General features: G+C 63.6%; 14 protein-coding genes. 8 read left to right on the top strand and 6 right to left on the bottom strand.

Annotated features, from left to right (window positions below; all coding sequences use genetic code 11):
• The first annotated feature begins 3 nt into the window (after positions 1-3).
• From rbfA to pnp, 4 genes are all read left to right on the top strand, one after another.
• On the top strand, positions 4-351 hold the full coding sequence (gene rbfA / locus ABIV12_RS04040) for a 30S ribosome-binding factor RbfA (RefSeq protein WP_348056487.1): 348 nt from the start codon (positions 4-6) through the stop codon (positions 349-351).
• A 181-nt stretch (positions 352-532) separates the two neighbouring features.
• Positions 533-1,456 (top strand): tRNA pseudouridine(55) synthase TruB, encoded by a 924-nt coding sequence (gene truB, locus ABIV12_RS04035; protein ID WP_348056483.1) that lies wholly within the window; start codon positions 533-535, stop codon positions 1,454-1,456.
• Positions 1,457-1,800: 344 nt separating this feature from the next.
• A complete protein-coding gene (gene rpsO, locus ABIV12_RS04030; protein WP_348056481.1) occupies positions 1,801-2,070 on the top strand; it encodes a 30S ribosomal protein S15 in 270 nt (89 codons plus the stop codon).
• Between the two features lie 150 nt (positions 2,071-2,220).
• On the top strand, positions 2,221-4,326 hold the full coding sequence (pnp, locus tag ABIV12_RS04025) for a polyribonucleotide nucleotidyltransferase (protein WP_348056479.1): 2,106 nt from the start codon (positions 2,221-2,223) through the stop codon (positions 4,324-4,326).
• 106 nt (positions 4,327-4,432) lie between these two features.
• On the opposite strand, the gene ABIV12_RS04020 is transcribed toward pnp, so the two are convergent.
• The gene (locus ABIV12_RS04020; protein WP_348056478.1) at positions 4,433-5,143 is read right to left on the bottom strand and encodes a PDZ domain-containing protein; all 711 of its coding nucleotides are present in this window, start codon (positions 5,141-5,143) and stop codon (positions 4,433-4,435) included.
• A 232-nt stretch (positions 5,144-5,375) separates the two neighbouring features.
• On the opposite strand from ABIV12_RS04020, the gene ABIV12_RS04015 reads away from it, so the two are divergent.
• A complete protein-coding gene (locus ABIV12_RS04015) occupies positions 5,376-7,175 on the top strand; it encodes a glucan ABC transporter ATP-binding protein/ permease (RefSeq protein WP_348056476.1) in 1,800 nt (599 codons plus the stop codon).
• A gap of 120 nt (positions 7,176-7,295) precedes the next feature.
• Here the strand turns inward: ABIV12_RS04015 and ABIV12_RS04010 are convergent, their stop codons facing one another.
• From ABIV12_RS04010 to ABIV12_RS04000, 3 genes are all read right to left on the bottom strand, one after another.
• Positions 7,296-10,526 carry a choice-of-anchor Q domain-containing protein gene (locus tag ABIV12_RS04010; protein ID WP_348056474.1) on the bottom strand — a complete coding sequence of 1,077 codons (3,231 nt, stop codon included), beginning with the start codon at positions 10,524-10,526 and terminating at the stop codon, positions 7,296-7,298.
• A 289-nt stretch (positions 10,527-10,815) separates the two neighbouring features.
• Positions 10,816-12,645, bottom strand: a complete 1,830-nt coding sequence (locus ABIV12_RS04005; protein ID WP_348056472.1) for a 7TM diverse intracellular signaling domain-containing protein — start codon at positions 12,643-12,645, stop codon at positions 10,816-10,818.
• A gap of 68 nt (positions 12,646-12,713) precedes the next feature.
• On the bottom strand, positions 12,714-13,382 hold the full coding sequence (locus ABIV12_RS04000) for a response regulator transcription factor (protein ID WP_348056470.1): 669 nt from the start codon (positions 13,380-13,382) through the stop codon (positions 12,714-12,716).
• Between the two features lie 358 nt (positions 13,383-13,740).
• Between ABIV12_RS04000 and ABIV12_RS03995 the strand changes: the two genes are divergently transcribed.
• Positions 13,741-14,106 carry a PadR family transcriptional regulator gene (locus ABIV12_RS03995; protein WP_348056468.1) on the top strand — a complete coding sequence of 122 codons (366 nt, stop codon included), beginning with the start codon at positions 13,741-13,743 and terminating at the stop codon, positions 14,104-14,106.
• Positions 14,103-15,020, top strand: a complete 918-nt coding sequence (locus ABIV12_RS03990; protein WP_348056466.1) for a sensor domain-containing protein — start codon at positions 14,103-14,105, stop codon at positions 15,018-15,020. The genes ABIV12_RS03995 and ABIV12_RS03990 overlap by 4 nt, the downstream gene beginning before the upstream one ends.
• 7 nt (positions 15,021-15,027) lie before the next feature.
• Here ABIV12_RS03990 and ABIV12_RS03985 read toward each other — a convergent pair whose 3' ends face one another.
• Complete coding sequence (locus tag ABIV12_RS03985; RefSeq protein ID WP_348056464.1) at positions 15,028-16,539, bottom strand: hypothetical protein; 1,512 nt, start codon at positions 16,537-16,539, stop codon at positions 15,028-15,030.
• Positions 16,540-16,740: 201 nt separating this feature from the next.
• Entirely contained in the window at positions 16,741-17,943 is a 1,203-nt protein-coding gene (locus ABIV12_RS03980) for a magnesium transporter (protein ID WP_348056462.1), read from the bottom strand.
• Between the two features lie 175 nt (positions 17,944-18,118).
• On the opposite strand from ABIV12_RS03980, the gene ABIV12_RS03975 reads away from it, so the two are divergent.
• Entirely contained in the window at positions 18,119-18,595 is a 477-nt protein-coding gene (locus ABIV12_RS03975; protein ID WP_348056461.1) for a glycine zipper 2TM domain-containing protein, read from the top strand.
• The last annotated feature ends 10 nt before the right edge of the window (positions 18,596-18,605 follow it).

Raw genomic sequence — 18,605 nt, 5'->3', positions numbered from 1 at the left:
CCCATGCCTTCCAGAGACTTCAAGCGTTCCGACCGCGTCTCCGCAGAACTGCGGCGCGAGATTGCATTGCTGGTGCATGCAGCCGTTCGCGAGCATGCGCTGCCGTCGGTCAGCGTGTCAGATGTCGAAGTCACGCGTGACCTTGATTCGGCGACGATCTACGTCACCGCGTTGATTGGAGACGAATCGAAGGAAGCAGTGTCGGCGCTGAACGAGTTGGCGAAGGAATTCCGCCACGTCCTGTCGCAGTCGATGAAGCTTCGCCGTGTTCCCGAATTGCGCTTCAAGTACGACGATTCGGTCGACAAGGGCGAGCGCATCGAAAAATTGCTGCGCGATCCAAACGCCTGATGTTTCCTTCCCCGCAGCGCGGGGGAAGGTGCCGAAGGCAGATGGGGGGCGCTCTTGATCCGAGGGTGCGCTCCAACGAATAGCGCTCTCTTCTCCACGTGCAACTTGCCCCGCTGTGCAGGGAAGGGAAGCGGTGTGGAATCTGTCGGAGCGGCTTCAGCCGCTTTTTTCTGGTGACGACGTGTCGAAGAATTCCAGCGGACGCGCCGCGTGGCGCAACGTCAGCGGCATCGTGCTGTTCGACAAACCTGCAGGCCTGAGCTCCAATCAGGCATTGCAGAAAGTCCGCTGGCTGTTTCGGGCGGACAAGGGCGGCCATACCGGCAGCCTCGATCCGCTCGCCACAGGCCTGTTGCCGATCTGCTTCGGCGAAGCGACGAAGATCGCCGGGCTTCTACTCGGATCGCGCAAGGCCTACGAAACCGAGTGCCTGCTCGGAGTCACGACAACGACCGAAGATGCCGAGGGGGAGATCGTCCTCACGCGTGATGTGCCGGCGATCGACGACGTCCGGATCGAGGCGGAACTCGCCAGGTTGACCGGTCGCATCACGCAGATTCCTCCAATCTACTCCGCGCTGAAGCAAGCCGGCGTTCCCCTCTACAAGCGCGCGCGACGTGGCGAGGATGTGACTGCGCCGGCGCGGGAAGTGGATGTCCATCGCTTCCGGTTGCTCGAACGCGCTGGCGATCGTCTGCGGCTGCAGGTGGAATGCGGCTCCGGCACGTATGTGCGCAGCCTCGTGCGCGATCTCGGTGAACAGCTGGGTTGCGGCGCGCACGTCACCGCATTGCGCCGGCTGTGGGTCGAGCCGTTCCGAACCCCTTTGATGATCACTCTCGAAGCCTTGGAGGAGCTGGCCGCGGCGGGCCCGTCGGCGCTCGACCGGCACCTCATCCCTCTCGAAGATGGTCTCGCAGGCTATCCGCAGGTCGTCATCGACGCGCTGCAGGTGCAGCGGCTGCGTCAAGGTCAAATGATCGAATCCGCCGATGCACCGCCAGGACGGTGCGTCGCGATCGATGACGAAGGTCGTGCCATTGCGCTGGTCGAATATGCGGCGGAAGGCCGATTGCGGCCCTTGAGAGGCTTCAACCCGACCTGAGCCGTGCGCACGCCACTCTCGTCCGACTGCGAACATGAGTTTCGCGAGCCTCAAACCGAATGCCCGGGCTGCAATTTGCAATTGGTTTTACCCGGAGTGGCCTCAACGCGGTCAAATGCTTGTTCCTGAACCCCTGCGCCCGCTAAAATACCCCGTTCCCTACCATTGTCCGACCAACCCTGCGGGGCTTGCGAACGACCATTGCCGCGCGCTGCGGCGGTCCGGCATCGACGCCGTATCGCTTGCCCTGCCGGTTCCATCACGACCGCGATCGTCTTCACCATCGAGTCGTTTGTGCGAGTGGTCGTTCGCAAGTCTCGCCATTGCTTCTAGGATTCATTGAAATGCCCCTTTCCAACGAACAGACCAGCAAGATCATCACCGACTACGGTCGCGTCGCCAACGACACCGGTTCGCCGGAAGTCCAGGTGGCGCTGCTGTCCGCCCGCATCGAAGACCTCAGCAAGCATTTTGCCGACCACGCGAAGGATCATCACTCGCGTCGTGGGCTGCTGAAAATGGTCAACCAGCGTCGTCGCCTGCTCGGTTACCTCAAGACGAAGGACAATGACCGGTACAAGACGCTTATCGAGCGCCTCGGTCTCCGCCGATAGGACAATGCGCGTTCGTTCGCGAACGCGAAGATTCAGGGTGGGTCAGTAGTGGCCGCACTTGTTTTTTCATGCGTTCATCCGTGAACGCGAAGATCAAGAGCGGCCATCCATGGCCGCACTTCTCCAACAAGACAAGCAGGACACATCAACGTGGCGAAAGTCAGCAAGTCATTCCAGTACGGTAGTCATGAAGTCACGCTGGAGACGGGTGAAATCGCCCGCCAGGCCGGTGGCGCCGTTCTCGTCAGCATGGGCGGGACCGTCGTTCTGGTGACCGCAGTCGCGGCGACCAAGGCACGCGAGGGACAGGATTTCTTTCCCCTCACCGTCGACTACGCGGAAAAGTTCTATTCGGCCGGTCGCATCCCCGGTGGCTTCTTCAAGCGCGAAGGACGCCAGACCGAAAAGGAAACGCTGACCTCGCGACTGATCGACCGTCCGGTGCGTCCGCTGTTCCCGGAAGAGTTCAAGAACGAAGTGCAGGTCATCGCGACGGTCGTTTCGATGAACCCGGAAGTCGATGGCGACATCCCCGCGCTGCTCGGCGCGTCGGCCGCGTTGATGCTCGCCGGCATCCCGTTCAAGGGTCCGATCGGCGCTGCCCGCATCGGCTACACGAACGGTGCGTACATCCTCAACCCGACAGCCGCGCAGACCGCGACCTCCGACCTCAACCTCGTCGTTGCCGGCACCGCCAACGCGGTGCTGATGGTTGAATCGGAAGCGAAGTTGTTGAGCGAAGACGTGATGCTCGGCGCGGTGGTGTTCGGTCACCAGCAGATGCAGGTCGCGATCGACACGATCAACGCGTTTGTCGCCGAAGCCGGTCGCAAGACATTCAAGTGGGAAGCGCCGGTGCGCAACGAAGCGCTGTACAGCGCGATCGAAGGCGCAATCGGAACGCGTTTCACCGACGTGTTCCAGATTCGCGACAAGCTGGCCCGTCGCGATGCGGCATCCGCGTTGAAGTCGGAAGTGAAGGCCGCGATTGCAGAGAAGTCGGCTGCCGGTGGCTGGAGTGATGCCGACATCGGCGCCGCGTTCGGCGACGTCGAATACCGCACGCTGCGTGATGGCGTTCTGAAGACCAAGGTGCGCATCGATGGACGCGCGCTCGACACGGTCCGGCCGATCACCGCACGCGTCGGCGTTTTGCCGCGCACCCATGGCTCGGCTCTGTTTACGCGCGGCGAGACGCAGGCGCTGGTCGTCGTCACGCTCGGCACCACGCGCGACGCGCAGATCATCGACGCGCCCGAAGGCGAGTCGAAGGATCCGTTCCTGTTCCACTACAACTTCCCGCCGTTCTCGGTCGGTGAAACCGGCCGCATGATGGGCCCGAAGCGGCGCGAAATCGGCCACGGCCGTCTCGCCAAGCGCGGCGTCCAGGCGGTCAAGCCGTCGATCGAGTCGTTCCCGTACGTGCTGCGCGTGGTCTCCGAGATCACCGAGTCCAACGGTTCGTCGTCGATGGCGTCGGTGTGCGGTTCGTCGCTTGCGATGATGGATGCGGGCGTTCCGCTGACCGCGCCGGTCGCCGGCATTGCGATGGGTCTTGTGAAGGAAGGCAACGACTTCGTCGTGCTGTCCGACATCCTCGGCGACGAGGATCACCTCGGCGACATGGACTTCAAGGTCGCCGGTACCGAAACGGGTATCAGCGCGCTGCAGATGGACATCAAGATCGACGGCATCACCGAGGAAATCATGCGCGCCGCGCTGGCCCAGGCCAAGCAGGGTCGCCTGTATATCCTCGGCGAGATGGCAAAGTGCCTCACCACCTCGCGTACCGAGATGAGCGAGTTTGCGCCGCGTCTGATCACCATGAAGATCCATCCGGACAAGATCCGCGAAGTGATCGGCAAGGGCGGCACCACGATCCGCTCGATCACCGAGGAAACCGGCGCAACGATCGACATCAATGACGACGGCACGGTGATCATCGCCTCGGTCAACCGTGAAGCGGGTGACGCGGCGAAGAAGCGCATCGAGCAGATCACCTCCGACGTCGAGCCGGGTCGCATCTACGAAGGCAAGGTCGCCAAGCTGATGGACTTCGGTGCATTCGTCACGATCATGCCGGGCAAGGATGGCCTCGTGCACGTGTCGCAGATCTCCAGCGAGCGCGTCGAGAAGGTGTCCGACAAGCTGAAGGAAGGCGACATCGTCAAGGTCAAGGTGCTCGAAGTCGACAAGCAGGGCCGCATCCGCCTGTCGATGAAGGCAGTCGAGGAAGACGAAACGGCGTCGACCTGATTTTTGCAGTTGTCCTGAAAAAAGGCGGGCCATGTGCCCGCCTTTTTTTTGTGCGTGATCTGCTCGGATGGTTTACGGATCGCGTCGTTGGCGATCGATGCAGTCGTTACCCCGCTTCGCGCATCGTCCCGAGCTTCACCACGCGCACCAGCGTCTCGCCGTTGCGCACGAGGGTGAGCTTGACCGATCGCCCGGCGCTCGCCTTCAACATCGACTGAAATGACGTGCGGTCGGCAATGGACTTGCCATCCACTGCGATGACGATGTCGCCAGCGCGCAGGTTCGCACGCGACGCCGGCGTTCCACCAATCACCGAGCCGATCGCAATCCCGCCAGACTTGACGTTGTCGCCGCCTTGCGCGCGCTCCTGCGGCCGCAGGTCACGGAACGTCGCGCCAAACGGCAACTTGAACCGCACGAAGTACAACGCGATCCAATCGCCGCCCAGCGCATTCGTCGGACCGTTGTCGGTCGCCTCCGGCGGATACAACAGGACTTTTTCCGCCCCGACGACAAGCGCCCGTTTCATCGCTTCGTCCCGCGCATCGCTCTCGGCGCCCGGCGTGTGTCCCGTGCCGATCTTCACGAATCCCTGCGCTGCAAGTCGGGCTGCATCACCGGTTGGATTCCTTCCGAGCGTGATCTCGGCAGGCGCCGTCACCGGTGCCGCCCGCATTTCGGCAACCATCGTCGCATCGCGACCGGACTCGATCTCGTAGCGGCGATCGGCGGCCGCCGGTTGGATGACGCCGCTGCGCTGGACCGTGGCACATCCGCTGAGCAGGAGAAGGGCTGACAGGACGAGTTGGGCTTTCATGGGCATTCCGGAGATTGATTGTTCGATTGTCGCGCGTTTGGTGATGAATCTGCCGCTGATGCGACAGGGCAACGAGTCAAGGGTCCACAGTGCCGGATGGATCGACTCGGCGTGGCGGTCTCCGCACGGAACTCATGCGTGGTGCGTCAGCGTCGCGGTTCAATTCCATTTTCCACGTCGTCAACGCCTCCGCGTTTGCTAGCATGAACAATCCACGATTCGAGGTTTCCCCATGCCGATTCTGCGCATCTATTTCCGCGTCATCGCGCTCCTGCGACCGGAAAGGGGGCTCGCGATCATCCTTGCTCTGGCGAACCTCTCGCTGGCGGGGGTATTTTTCCTCGAGCCCTGGCTCTTCGGTCGTGTGGTCCAGGCGCTGTCGGACAAAGGTCACGGCGATGCCTGGCGGTACATTGGTTGGTGGGCCGTCGTCGGCTTCGCCGGCGTCCTGGCAAGCGTGCTGGTCTCACTTTATTCGGATCGCCTCGCACACCGGCGCCGGCTCGCCGTGATCGCGCAGTTTTTCGAGCATTCGATCGGCTTGCCGCTCGCATTCCACGGCCAGCACCACACCGGTCGCCTGCTGCGCATCATGCACACCGGCAGCAGCAACCTGTTCTCGATCTGGCTTGGATTCTTCCGCGAGCATCTGTCGACGCTGCTGACGATTTTCGTGATGGTGCCGGTGGCATTGCACATGAACTGGAAACTGGCGTTGCTGATGATCGCGCTGATGGTCAGTTTCGCGGTGTTCAACGCGATTGCGATGCGTCGGACCCACAAGGCGCAAGGTGACGTGGAGCAGTTGCACCACGCGATTTCCGAACGGGTCGGAGATGTATTCGGCAACGTGATGGTGGTGCAAAGCTTTTCGCGCATTTCCGCCGAAGTTGCAGCGATCAAGGGGCTCGTGCGCAAGGTGTTGACCGCCCAATATCCGGTGTTGCGCGGCTGGGCATGGTTGTCGGTTGCCAATCGTGCAGCCAGCACGCTGACGATCGTTGCGATGTTCGCGCTGGGCGCGTCACTCAACGGCAAGGGGCAGGCGCCGATTGGCGAAATCATCTTTTTCGTCGGTTTCTCCATGCAGTTGATCAGTCGACTCGAACAGTTCGCGAGCTTCATCTCCAGCCTGTTTTTCCAGATTCCGTCGTTGTCCGATTTCTTCGCTGTGCTCGACACTCCTGCGGTGATCCACGACGAGCACATGGCGAAGGACTTGCCGGCGGACCTGCGCGGAGAAGTGGCGTTCGAGAACGTGTCGTTCGGATACGACGTTTCGCATCCGGCGATCCGGCACCTGAGTTTCCGCGTGCCAGCCGGCGGCACTGCAGCGATTGTCGGTCCAACCGGCGCCGGCAAGACGACCGCGCTCAGCCTGCTGTACCGCGCCTACGATCCCAGCGAAGGGCGCATCACCATCGATGGAATCGACATCCGCACCGTCGGCGTGCACAGCTTGCGCGAGCACATTGCGGTGGTGTTCCAGGATCCCGGTCTGTTTTACCGGTCGATCGCCGACAACCTGCGCATCGGCAAGCCGGACGCGACGGACGAGGAATTGCAGGCAGCTGCCGAAGCCGCCGATGCGCACAGCTTCGTGATCGTCAAACCCGACGGGTATGCGACGCTGGTCGCCGAACGGGGTCGCTCGTTGTCGGGTGGGGAACGGCAGCGCCTGTCGATTGCACGCGCGATGCTGAAAGATGCGCCGATCCTGATTCTCGACGAGGCGACCAGCGCACTCGACAACGTGACCGAGGCGCGCATCCAGCGTGCATTGAACAAGCTGACGCAGAACCGCACCACGTTCGTGATCGCGCATCGGCTTTCAACGGTGCGCAATGCCGACATCATTCTCGTGCTGAAAGATGGCGCACTCGTCGAGCAGGGTCGTTACGACGAACTGGTGAAGATGGGCGGACTCTTTGCCGAACTGGACAGCCAGGGCAAGTTTGTTGCCGATGCGGAAGCCGACGACGTCGACATCGAAGAGTCGCGGGCGGTCGAAGCGGAAAATGCGATGGGGTAGCGCTTGTGGTCGATCCGGTTCGCAGGCCGGGAACGCGCCTTACGACAACGCGTTTCGGCCTGCTCGCGTGGATTCGCGGTGGTTGAATCGTTCGGATGTTGAACGCGCCGCGTGCTGCTGTCAGGGCAGCACAATCGGTGCGGTCGCTCCTTCCAACACGAACACAGGCGTCGACGAATCAGCTTTCGCGTCGGTCGACGCGGGCTCGCCTTGACCATCGCGCGCCGCATCCAGGCGACCGAGCGTCAACAGCGCTGCACCGCCCAACGCCGTCCAGTCACTGACGACGTCGTCGCGCATTGCGTCGTGCTGCCCGAGGCGTACGAAGTCCTGGCCAGCGCTGGAAAACCGCTCGATGCGCAATTCGCGCGTGCGATCGCGGACGATCAGCATCGGCGTGATCGCGGCGGCGGACCTGGCGGGAACGTGAAGCGATTGCACCGCATTGCCGTCGAGGATGCGCTGTGCCGCCGTACCGTCGATCACGGTCGCGCCGCGCGCGCCGTCGCCGTACGGGTCGTCGAAACCATCGCGGAACAGCACCAGCGTATCGGTATCGACGGCCGCGGTCGCACCCGTCGCAAGAACGCCGAGCTCGACCGTCGGAGCGGTCGCATCGATGCGGACCGGGAGCGAAACGAGCCATGTGAGGCTGCGATCCGCTGGCAACGTAACCGTGTACTGCAGGGGATCGCTCCCGTTCACGTCGCAACTCGCGCCATCACCGGTCCCCAGGCACGTCGCGTGTGCATTCGCCTCATCGAGGCCGGCGGATGGAGTGAACGACACCGTGAGCGAACTTGCAGTGGCGCTCCCGCTATTGGTCAAGGTCACCACGTAGTCGACGATCTGACCGAAGCGGGCGAAGACGCGACCATCATCGATCGACACCGCCAGTTGCGCCTGTCCCGCGACGCAGTCGACCGCAACGTCGGGGATGTTCGCGGTTCCGACGACGCCACCGGCATTGGTCAGCGAACAGACTCGTCCAGCGGGCGTGGCGAGAATCGAGACGATGTAATTGCTGCCCGTGGGAAGCGCGGCCGGGAACACGAAGCCACCGTCGACCACCGGCAGGTTGTTTGCGCCGTTGAGTTGCAGCACGAGCCCGGCGCCGCTGACGCCACTGGCCATGCCGCCGATCGTGTACAACGCCGCGTCGCATTGCACGAGGACGTTGTCGACAGTGTCGTCAATCACGCCGCTGCCGTTGGTGATCGAACACACCTGCGATGCGGGTTGCGCGCCGATCGTGACCGCGTACGTCGCGCCCTGATTCAAGGCGGTGGCGAACACGAAGCTGTTTGCACCGGCCGTCACGGCCAGGTCTTCGCCCGCACCACCGTCGCCTGGATCCAGATGCAACGTGAGCCCGCTGCCGGTCAGACCCTGCACCGTTCCTCCGACCGAATTCGGCGCGAACGTGATGTGCACCGTGCAGTCTGCAACGAGTGCATCGATCGTGATCTGTGATGTTGTGGTGTCGGCAGTGGCGCCGCAGTTGCTGAGCACATCGGCCAGGTGATCACCGCTACTGGTCGCGTAGGACAGCACGATGGCTGGCGGACCGCTCTCACGCGAGAAGCGCGCAGAACACGTACCCCCATCGATCGAGCAATTGCTGATGCCGCCTACCAGAGGTTGAGGGCTCACCGATTGCACGCTGCCACCCGGCGCCGTGAAGTCGACCATCAGCCTGGAACCGCGCACTTCCACCGCACCGATGTCGCACAGGGTGCCTTGCGGTCGCGCAATTCCGCGCTGGTCCACGCCCGGGCTGCACCCATCGTTGGCCGCGTCAATCAGCAGACTGCCGACTTGCGGCATCAAGGTAAGCCCGAAACCACCGTTGGCATCGAGCGCTGCGGCGAGCAGGGGATCCGTCACGCCTGCAGGATTGACCACGTTGACGAAGGTCGAGATGGCGCCGTTGAGCGCCGCGATGGTGCCGATAAAGTTGCCGAGGCCGCTGCCGGAATGAATGCCTCCGTTACGACGATCGAACACGACATCGGTTGACGTGCCAATACTGTTTGCTGCGACCGAATGGCTGATCGACAGCGTCGCGCCGTTCGCCGCGCACGCATTGCCGCCGGCGCTGCAAGCCGCTTGCGAATCACCAACGCTATAGATCGCGCCCGCGCCGGCATCGCCGCCGCTACCCCCTGCGCCAACGCTGTTTCCGGAGAGCGTGGCGAAGTCGAGGACGACCGTGCCGTTGTAGTTGAACACGGCGCCGCCGTACCCCGATCCGCTGGAGGAGCCGCCACCGATACCGAACGTGGCGCCGCCGACGGCAGTGTTGCCGACCAGGCTTGCGTTGGTGATCGTGACCGATCCGGCATCGTTGAAAATCGCGCCGCCGAGCCCGGCACCGCCGCCACCGGTGCTCTGTCCGCCGGCGCCACCGGCAAAGCCCGCCGCGCCGCCAACCGCCGGGGGACCGTATCCGCCGCCGCCACCGCCGCCGAACCCACCGTTTCCGCCGTTTCGAAATCCACCAAAGCTTCCGCCGCCGCCGCCCCCGCCGCCGAAGCCGCCTACAGCTCCCGGCCCCCCATAGCCGCCGCCGCCGCCACCGCCGAAACCACCAGGCGCGCCGGGATTGGGCGTATTGGCGACATTGCCAAGGCCGCCGTTGGGCCCGCCGCCATTCCCGTTGCTGGAAGGCTTCGGCGAATTCTGCCCGACGCCACCGCCGCCAAATCCGCCATTGGGTATGTCGTCCGCTGCGGAACCGCCCTGTGCCGCGTTTGTCGTCAATGTGCAGCGATCGATCGTCAATGTGCCCTGATTGAAGACTGCGCCGCCTGCGCCGAGCGAACCGCCGCCGTACAGCGTATTGAAGCCCTGCGCCAGGCCATTGCTCAAGTTCAATCCCTTGAGATTGAGGGTGCTGGCCGGCGCGATGTCGAACAAGCGGAACGCGCTCGCACCCGCGTCACGAGCGATCGTCACGCCTTGAGTGAGGCTGTTTGCCGTCGCGTCGATGGACAGCGTCTTGTTGCCTTCAAGAAAGAACGCCGACGGTCCGAACTGGCGGCCAAGCGTGCCCTCACCCGTGCAGGTCGTCGCGTCGCTGGTCACGCAACCGAGCGGATTCGTCGACAGCGTCAGGGAGATGGTCTGGCCATCGAGTAGCGGGTCGAACACGATCGTGTCGCCCGATGCCGACGCGTTCACCGCATCGCGCAAGGTTGCGCAGGTGTGTGCGCCGGCATCGCAACTGGCCGACCCGACGCTTGCCGGTTCGCCGTCGCCAAGGACCCGCCAGGTTGCTGCGTCCGCCGATGGTGCGCCTGCGACAGCCAGCATGGCGGTCAGCGCGCGAGCGCAAATGGAAAATTGCATTTCGATACTCCCCTTGGCGTTCGGCCCGCGGAACTCCGCGACCTGCGCGCGGCACGGCTTCGAGGAAGGGCGCGGCGCCGCGCGAGGATGCTGCCGTCGGCGCAACGGGTCGATGGGTAGAACTACCTAGTGGCGGGACTTGCGCTCCGCGTGCGTCCAATGTGCGACGTTCCAACACAACGCGTCGCTCCCGGAACCCCACTCACGGCTCCAGGGTTTGGTCGGTACGTGGCGACGCTCCCGACTTGCGCAGCTTGACCCACAGCGCTCGAGGCGACAACGAGTCGTGTCAGGTCGCAGACGCAACCAGCGGCACACGAACATGCACAGTCGTTGCACCCGGTCGCGAATCGATCGAGATCGCCGCCTGCAGCCTTAGCGCCCGCGCGCGCAAGCTGCGCAATCCGGTGCCGGCAGTCGGCTGTTCAGGAGATTGCACGAAGCCAACGCCATCGTCGGTGATCGTGAGACTCAACTGCGCATCGACTGCCGCCAGTTCGATGGACACGCTCCGCGCTCCCGAGTGTTTCAGTACATTGACGAGCGCCTCCTGGACCATGCGCAGCAGATCCAGGCTTGCCGACGTCACCAGGAACACAGTGTCGAGTCCGCCCAGAATCCATCGGCATGTGATGTCGTGGCCTTCGAGCAGCCGCGTCATCCGGAAGCGCAGCGGCACCAGTAACTCTGCGAGCGAATTGCGACCGCTTTCATACCCCGTCGACGTGTCGATGATCAGGTGCAGGTCGTCGCGCAATTCCTTGAATGCGGCGAGCGTCGCGGCCGGGGTCATCGACTCCGGCGCATGTTCGAGCCGCAGGATGTTGCTGACCAATGCGCCGCTCAGTCCATCGTGCAGGTCATGCGCAAGGCCAAGCCGCTCACCCTGGCGCGCGCGCACGACTTCGCGTTCGTGCTGACGCTGCAACGTGTCCGCCAGTTCGCGTCGCGCGACGTCAATCTTCCCGATCAACTCGTCGTTGAAGCCTTCGATGCGTCGAAGGTTGTGCACGAAATTCCATGCAAGGACGAACGCGACTGCAATCACCGAGAGATTTTCCGACAACGTCGAGTAGTACATGTTGCTGTCGAGCAATCGGGTGAACACGAACGCGTCGTGCACACCCGCGGCCAGCCACGCAATCGCGCAGATCGACAACAGGCGCTGGTCGAGCCGTCCGTCGCGACGCCAGGCGAACACGATGAAGGCGACGTTCCATCCAAGTCCCAGCACGGTTGCAAGGATGGTCAGCACATCGCGCGTGTTGCGCATGGACTCATGCGGCGCAAGCATCACCCACGTGCAGCCGAGCGCGAGCGCGATCCACATCGGCCGTTCGACACGTGGCCAGCGCCGACCGCAGAAACGCAGGACGAACGTTCCCCAGCAGCCCATGAAGACGAGCAGGCCGATCGTGTTGAACGCTTCCCAGGCATCGGTGGTGGTGAACGGCCATGTGCTGGTCGAGATCTGGTTGATTGCGACCGCAAGCCACGCAATCTGCAGCGCGCCGAACCAGCCGTATGCGGTTTCGCGTCGGCGCATGAACCACAGCACGAGAAAGAAACTCCCGAGCGTGACACCGATCGCAAGGCCAAAAAGCTGAAGGTCGTAGCGCAACCGGAATTCGCGTTCGTAGAGCGCGCTCATCGTCGACATCGGACCGATGTGCACCGGCCCGAGACCCGGCTGATAGGCCGCCATGCCGCTGATGCGGACCGTCAGCGTGTTGTCGCCGCGGAGCAGCGCGGTTGGCAACGCAAGCAACCGCGGCACATTCCACATCCGCGCCAGCGGTTCGACCAGGCTGCGATCACGTACCAGCGTTGCGCCGTTGAAATCGATCACGCCGGCCATGTTCAGGTATTCGACAAACGCGGCCGGTTCGGCGTCGGGGTCTAGATGCGATTGCTTCCACGTCACGCGATACCACGTCACGCCGTCGTAGGTGGGCCAGCGGGTGCTCCAGTCATCGGGCAACGTGACGTCGATCCATCCGTCCACAGGCGCCGACGTCGAGGCCGCATCCGCACGCACTGCTTCGATCCGTGGTGTATCGACGACCGCGAATGCGCTGGCAGGTGTGATGGATTGCAGCAGCAGGAACAGCCCCAGCACGATCCACCGCGATGGTGTAGCGCGCCGCGCAGGTTGCGTGGCTTTCCGCGGTGGTGCGACCCGGTCCGTCACTTCACCAGACCTTGCGCGCGCGCTTCAAACACCGCTTCCGTGCGCGAATGGACATCCAGTTTTCGATAGATCTGGTGGACGTGGTTTTCAACGGTGCGCTGCGAGATCGCCAGCAGTTCGCCGATCTCGCGATTGGTCAGACCTTTCGTCACGAATGAGAGGATCTGCACCTCGCGTTGGCTGAGCGGCGGCGCAGTTGGCGGGCCGGTGTCGCTCATCCCGGTGCTCTCCGGCCTCGTCGGCGCATGGAACTGCGCCAGGATGTGCCGGGCAATGAACGGGTCGATCGGCGCGCCGCCCGCCAGCGCACTGCGCAGGCAGACCGCGATCTCGAGATCGTCGCGACCTTTCAGCACATAGCCGGTTGCGCCTGCACGCAACGCATCGACGATGGTGCGCTCGGTGTTCCATTGCGAAACGACGAGGATCGGTACCGCTTCATCGCGTCGGCGCAACCACTGCACCAGTTCGATGCCGTTGCCGTCGCCGAGGCCGAGGTCGACCAGTGCGAGGGAGAATGTTTCCGCCTGCACCAGTTTGTGTGCCTGTTCGATGCCGTCTGCGCAGCGCAACCGATCCGGCGTGTACCCCAATCCGCCAAGCACCTTGCAAAGGCGGCGTTGCATGAGGACTTCATCGTCGACGATGAGGATTGGAAGCGGCATCGTGTCCGTGCGTCAAACGCGCTCCCCGTGAAGCGCCGCCCGCAATAGTAGCAAGGTCGATGCCTCTGCCCACTCTCTGCGCTCGACATGCCGCAGCGTCATCGCGCGTGTGGAGTCGACCAGCCAAGAAATGTGCGCGACCGCGGCATGCGACGAAAAAACAGCCATTCGGCACGTGCGAGCGTTGCAAGTGAGAGGTAAATGCCCGTGCACGGGATCCGACTGCTTCCGGTCTGATCGTCCTTGCACATGACGCTTCGGATTCGTCCATGTGTAAACCATGACCTCCGGCCCATTCACTAGTATCAACTCCACACTATGATCAACCCACGCCTATACGCAGGTCGATGGCAGGGTCATGGTCGAAACAGAAACCCATTTGTGGAAATTCCACAAGGAACTGAGCGCCGGCATCGTCTCGCTGGTGCTGCTGGCGGTGCTCGCCGGGGCGAAGAAGCCGATGTACGGCTACCAGATCGCCAAGCAGCTGGAGGAAACCGGCGAGGGCGTGCTCAGTGGAAAGCAGAGCGCGCTGTATCCGGTGTTGCGCAGCCTGGAATCGTCGGGGCTGCTCGCCAGTGAAACCGAACCTTCTGTTTCTGGTCCGCCGCGTCGTTATTACCGCATCACGCCGATCGGGCGACGCGTGCTCGCGCAATGGACCTCTGCATGGACCGCGACCCGCGATTTCGTGAACACCGTTTTGGAGGAGGGCTCTACATGACTACCCAGATGCCGCGCACGATCCCAGAGTATCTCGATCAACTGCGGATCGCACTGCGACGGGCCGATCCGGCGCTGGTGCAGGACGCGTTGTATGACGCGGAAGATCATCTTCGATCGGAGATGGCCGAGAACCCCGGCCGGAGCGAGTCCGAGATCCTTGCAAAGATTGCAAACAGTTACGGGGCTCCGGACGAAGTGGCCGCGATCTACGTGGTGAAGGAACAGCAGGTCGAGGAGGCGTTGCGGTCACCGCCGCCGCCGCGACGCCGGAGTGCGCTGGGTCGATTCTTCGGCATTGCGGCCGATCCGCGCGCGTATGCATCGCTCTTCTACATGCTGTTGTCGATGGCCACCGGCATCTTCTATTTTACCTGGGCGGTCACCGGGCTTTCGCTGTCGATCGGTCTGTCGATCCTGATCTTCGGCGTCGCCTTCGCGGTGCTGTTCTTCGGCACGGTACGCGTTCTTTCGCTCGTCGAGGGTCGCATCATCGAGGTGATGCTGGGCGAGCGCATGCCGCGCCGTCCGCGGTATGCGAACGACATGGCCACGTCCTGGAAAGGCCGTGTCGGCCAGATGTTCACCGACCCGCGGACCTGGTCGACGCTCGCCTACATGGTGCTGATGCTGCCGCTGGGAATCGTCTACTTCACGATCGCGGTGGTCGGCATTGCGTTGTCGCTGGGACTGATGCTGACGCCGATCGCGGCGGTGATGGCGCACATGGGCATGTTCGATGGCAATGTCGGGTTCTACTTCGACGGCGAACCGGTGCTGCCAACGCTGCTGGTTGCGCCTCTGGCGTTCGTCCTCGGTGTGATCGCACTGTTTACGATGCTGCATCTCGCTCGCGGGATCGGGCGGATGCAGGGCGGCATTGCCAAGCATCTTCTGGTGAAGTCGGCCGCGTAGCGGTTGTTCATCGGTTCGCCGCGTGCAGCGGTGATTCGAATCCGTTGCTGAAGATGATGTCGTTCGCTGGTGCGCCGAGCGTGCCGTCGAGGTTGATGTTCTGCGCGCGGATCGTCGAAGTCGCCGCACCGTCGTCGCCGTCCTGCCAGGCATACACCGCGAAGCCGCCGGTACCCACGGTGCCGACGGTGCGACCGGTATAGCCGGTCGTCTTGATCGCCACGGTTTGCGTCGCGAAGGCAGCGTTGCCGTCCGCATCGAGATGGGCGATGGAGATCGGCTGATCGGCTGCGGGAATGGCGCCGGTGGTCCAGCCGGCAAAGACGCCGTCCGAAACGCGCACCGCGGTCATCTGCGAGATCGAGTTCGTGCTGTTGGTGGAGTCGGTGAGCGGCACGAGAATTTTCCCGCTGTCGGTCCACAGGCGGGCGCCGCTGGCGTCGATGCGCTGTGCGGTCACGCCGTCGAAGTCGTGCCCGCCGTTGTCGGTGAAGGTGTCACGCCAGGTGACGTAGATGCTGCCGCTCGCCGGATCGTAGGCGGCGGCGGTGTCGGTGTGCTGATTCGCGGTATCAGTGGTAGCGAGGACGCCGTTGGCGTCGAGCAGCGGAGCGCCTGTTGCATCGAGGTGCTGCACGCGCGCGTTGAACGAAACGCCACTCGCGTCGTAATCCCAGAACACGCCGCCCCCGGCGCCGTCAGGGACGAACGGCGGAAAGTAACCGGCCTGCAGGTTGCCTTCGCCGAACACGCGCACTGCGGAGCCCTTGTTCCACATCGCCGTGCCGTCGACCGATGCGAGCTTCTGCGCGCGCAGGATGCGTGTCGCGCCAGACTGGTTCGACCATGACGCGATCGCGTCGCCATTGAGACCCGGCTCGACGTCACCCAGCAGTTTCACGCCACTCGGCTGGTTGAGCAGCACGCCATTGGCGACCCAGAGCACGGTACCGGTCGCATCGAGCTTCTGTGCGCGGATGCCGCTGTCCGCAGACCACGCGACGACCACGTTGCCGTCGGTGGTTGCGGTCACGTAGGCGTTGTAGACCGATTCGGTCGACGCCGGCGTCGATATGGTGATGCCGTCCGCTCCCCACGAGAGAGTTCCTAGCGGCGTCACCTTGCTGACGACGATATGTTCGGCGGTCGAATTGTTCTCGCAGCAGTTGAACGACAGGTACGCGTTGCCGGCGGCATCGACGCTGAGGCCGTAGTCGTAGGTGAAGTCATAAACGCGGTCGGTCACGAGTACGCCGCCCTGGGCCCACAACGCGTTGCCACCCGCATCGAGCTTTTGCAGGTGGATGTCGTAGCCGCCGGTATCGCTGAACCAGCTGACGTAGAAACCACCGTCCGGCGCCGCGACAATCTTCGGCTGCGTGCTGCCGCCGGTGACGTCGGACACGATCAAGTTGTTCGCCGGATCCGCCGACCATTGCGCTTGCGCAACGGATGCCAGCATCACGCTGGCGAATGCCAGAGCGGTTCTTTGCAGCGATACGGTGAATGTGGTCTTCATGGGGGATCTCCAGGCGGGTGCCGATCGTGTCGAACGGTGGAGGAACGCAGAGCATCGTCTGCGGAGGACGGATCGAGCACAAGCAAATCGAACGTCAATCGGCGCGCTTGTTGCCTCAGGAGTTGGGCGGAGGCGGCAAGGATCGTCCAGCGCGATGCACCGGCGATCCTCCGCATGGCTCGCGGCAACGGACGTTCTCGATCACGCAGCGATCAGCCACGCCGCGAGTCCGAGGAAGAGTCCCATGCTGATCACGTCGGTCGCAGTGGTCAGGAAGATGCTCGACGCGGTCGCCGGATCGGCACCGAGTCGCTTCAGGCCCATAGGGACCGCGGCGCCGGCGAAACCGGACACTGCGCAGCTCCCGGCCATCGCAACGAACGTGATCATCGCCAGCGTCAACGCCTGCGGATGCTGCTGATGATGGGCGAGCCAGTACATGCCGGCCGCGGCGACCAGTCCCGTGAGCGCACCATTGAGGAAACCGAGCAGACCTTCCTTCCACAGCAGGCTTCGCGCGCGCGCCGGCGTCAGTTCGCCGAGCGTCATTCCGCGCAGCGTGACTGCGAGCGCCTGGCAACCCGTGTTGCTGCATTGACCCGACAGCACCGGAATGAACACCGCAAGCAGAACAATGCGGTTGACCGTCCCCTGGAACAGGCCGACGACGCTGGCTGCAACGAACGCAGTGACCAGGTTCAACTGCAGCCACGGATGACGGAACCGCAGCGCGCGACGCCACGGCGTGGTCAGGCGTTCCTCGCGCTCAACGCCGACCATGGCACCTGCCTGGGCGCTGATCTCGAATGCCTGTTCCTCGAACAAGACCGCGCCACGCACCAGACCGAGGAGCCGGCCATCCGCATCGCACACCGGGTAGACAGGATAATGGCGCTTCACCACCTCGCGCATCGCATCGATGACTTCCGCGTCCGGTCGCAGTGAAAACGGCTGCGCCACCATGATTTCGGACAGGCGTTGCGACGGCTCGGCGAAGGCGAGTTCGCGGAACGCGACCAGGCCCGTCAGTCGCCGTGCAGCGTCGACGACAAACACATAGGTGATCAACGTGTGCGAAACCACTGGTCGCAAATTGGCGATCACTTCGGCGACGGTCGCAGTGGAAGTGAACACCGCCGGCGTCGGTTCCATCAGCCGGCCGACCGAGCCTTCGCGCCAGTTGTTGCCGTGCAGCCACTGGCCCTGTTCGTCCTGGCCGGCAGCAAATGCGATCAGGCGGCGACGCTCCGGACCGAAGCGGTCGAGAATCGCGACCGCCCGTCCCGGGCCGAGAGACTGCAGAAGGCGAGCGACCTCGATGTCGGGCAGGGGCGAAAGACGCGCAACCGCATCGTCGGCATCGAGCGCGCGCAAGTCGTCGGTGGTCACGGTTTGCGTCGGCATTGCTGGCCTCTCCATCGTTGGCGTTGATGCTATCCGATGCGGGAGCGCCAAGGCATCCGCGCCGGCTGGGTGGACCAGCGGAAGATTCGTTGACAGTCCGGGCAGGGGTCGTTCATCGCGTCTTTACCATGGACGCGCGACGATGCGGGCGATCATTCACTCTGGAGACGAACGCATGAAGATCAATTGGCTGTCGCTGGGCATGTCCGGCGCGGTGGCGATCACAATGGCCGGCTGCGTCGCGGCGCCCCCTCGCGCACGCGTTTACGACGACAGCTACTACCAGCGTCGTGCGCAATATGACTGTTCGCGTTGCGGAGTGATCGACGATGTCGGTCGTGTCTACGTCCGCGAAAACAGCACGTCCGGCGGCGGCGCGGTACTGGGCGCGATCATTGGAGGCGTGCTCGGCAGCACCGTGGGCCGCGGTGATGGTCGCACTGCGGCAACCGTTGCCGGCGCTGTCGCGGGTGGATTCGCCGGCAATGCGGTCGAGCGCAACGGGAGTGATCGTGGCGAGAGGGAAGCGTGGCAGTTTCGCGTGCGCCTCGACAACGGCCGATGGGCGACTGTCACCCAGTGGGACAACGATGATCTGCGCCCCGGCGATCGCGTGATGATCCGCGACAACCGACTGATGCGCCTTCGCTGAGGGATCTCCG

Source organism: Dokdonella sp. (genome assembly GCF_039926425.1).
In the GTDB taxonomy this organism is placed as follows: Bacteria; Pseudomonadota; Gammaproteobacteria; order Xanthomonadales; family Rhodanobacteraceae; genus Dokdonella_A.
Note: the sequence above shows the minus strand (reverse complement) of the source record. Positions and strands in the feature narration are given on the sequence as shown.

What these genes read in the sequence shown, in the direction of transcription:
- ABIV12_RS03990 (WP_348056466.1), top strand. Translation starts at nt 14,103, where the DNA reads ATGACTACCCAGATGCCGCGCACGATCCCAGAGTATCTCGATCAACTG.
- rbfA (WP_348056487.1), top strand. Translation starts at nt 4, where the DNA reads ATGCCTTCCAGAGACTTCAAGCGTTCCGACCGCGTCTCCGCAGAACTG.
- ABIV12_RS03975 (WP_348056461.1), top strand. Translation starts at nt 18,119, where the DNA reads ATGAAGATCAATTGGCTGTCGCTGGGCATGTCCGGCGCGGTGGCGATC.
- ABIV12_RS04015 (WP_348056476.1), top strand. Translation starts at nt 5,376, where the DNA reads ATGCCGATTCTGCGCATCTATTTCCGCGTCATCGCGCTCCTGCGACCG.
- ABIV12_RS03985 (WP_348056464.1), bottom strand. Translation starts at nt 16,539, where the DNA reads ATGAAGACCACATTCACCGTATCGCTGCAAAGAACCGCTCTGGCATTC.
- ABIV12_RS03995 (WP_348056468.1), top strand. Translation starts at nt 13,741, where the DNA reads ATGGTCGAAACAGAAACCCATTTGTGGAAATTCCACAAGGAACTGAGC.
- ABIV12_RS04000 (WP_348056470.1), bottom strand. Translation starts at nt 13,382, where the DNA reads ATGCCGCTTCCAATCCTCATCGTCGACGATGAAGTCCTCATGCAACGC.
- ABIV12_RS04020 (WP_348056478.1), bottom strand. Translation starts at nt 5,143, where the DNA reads ATGAAAGCCCAACTCGTCCTGTCAGCCCTTCTCCTGCTCAGCGGATGT.
- ABIV12_RS04010 (WP_348056474.1), bottom strand. Translation starts at nt 10,526, where the DNA reads ATGCAATTTTCCATTTGCGCTCGCGCGCTGACCGCCATGCTGGCTGTC.
- ABIV12_RS03980 (WP_348056462.1), bottom strand. Translation starts at nt 17,943, where the DNA reads ATGCCGACGCAAACCGTGACCACCGACGACTTGCGCGCGCTCGATGCC.
- rpsO (WP_348056481.1), top strand. Translation starts at nt 1,801, where the DNA reads ATGCCCCTTTCCAACGAACAGACCAGCAAGATCATCACCGACTACGGT.